Origin of the sequence: Kitasatospora sp. MY 5-36 (assembly GCF_001182915.1) — a bacterium.
Taxonomy (GTDB): Bacteria; Actinomycetota; Actinomycetes; order Streptomycetales; family Streptomycetaceae; genus Kitasatospora.
In genome coordinates this window covers 1-920 of the sequence record NZ_LFVW01001312.1, presented here as the reverse complement: position 1 = coordinate 920, position 920 = coordinate 1, and the positions used below count along the sequence as shown (strand labels likewise).

The 920-nt window shown below is 77.7% G+C and carries 1 protein-coding gene; it reads left to right on the top strand.

What is annotated here, in order from left to right:
- Positions 1 to 90 precede the first annotated feature (90 nt).
- Positions 91 to 768, top strand: a complete 678-nt coding sequence (locus AE652_RS42160; protein ID WP_049661470.1) for an SDR family oxidoreductase — start codon at positions 91 to 93, stop codon at positions 766 to 768.
- The last annotated feature ends 152 nt before the right edge of the window (positions 769 to 920 follow it).

Genomic DNA, 920 nt, shown 5'->3' with positions numbered 1-920 from the left:
CCCCGCGCGCCGCCGCCACGCCTCGCCCGCCCCGCTCCGAGACGCGCGCCGGTCGCGGCCGGGCGGGCACCGGCCCCGTAAGGTGCCCGCATGTCGGTTGTGATCGCGGGCGGCCACGGCAGGGTCGCACTCCTGACGACCCGTCTCCTCGCCACCCGGGGCCTACCGGTCACCGGGATCATCCGGCGCCCCGAACAAGCCGCCACCGTACGCGCCGCCGGCGCCCAACCCGCCGTCACCGACCTGGCCCACACCACCCCCCACCACCTCGCACACCTGCTCACCGGCGCCCAGGCGGTGCTCTTCGCCGCCGGCGCCGGCCGCGGCAACGCCCCCGGACAGGCCGACCCCGTCGACCACGACGCCGCCCTCACCCTCGCCGACGCCACCCAACTCGCCGGAGTACGACGCTTCGTCATGCTCTCCGCCATGGGCGCCGACCCCGCCATCCACTACCCGCCCGACCCCCTCGTCGAGACCTTCCTCCAGGCCAAGGGCAGAGCCGACCAGGACCTGCTCTCCCGCCCCGCCCTCGACTGCACCGTGCTGCGCCCCGCCTGGTTCCGCGACGGGCCCGGCACCGGCCGGGTCCACCTCGCCGAACACACCGGCCCCGGCGAGATCGACCGGGCCGACGTCGCGGCCGTCCTCGCGGACCTGCTCACCACACCCGCCACGGCCCCGCGCGTCCTGGAACTCGTCTCCGGCACCGTCCCCGTCCACGAGGCCGTCGCACGCACCGCCCTGCGCCTCGTCACCGACCACTGAACCCCCCGACCACTGAACCCCCCGACCGCCGAGCCCGCCGGCCCGCTAGCGACGGCGCCGGTGTCGGGCACGCGCGGCGGCGTGACGCGACCGCTCGGGCCCACCGGTCGCATCACGCCCCGCAGACGGGCCGGTCCGCCCGCCGGCCCGGG

What these genes read in the sequence shown, in the direction of transcription:
- AE652_RS42160 (WP_049661470.1), top strand. Translation starts at nt 91, where the DNA reads ATGTCGGTTGTGATCGCGGGCGGCCACGGCAGGGTCGCACTCCTGACG.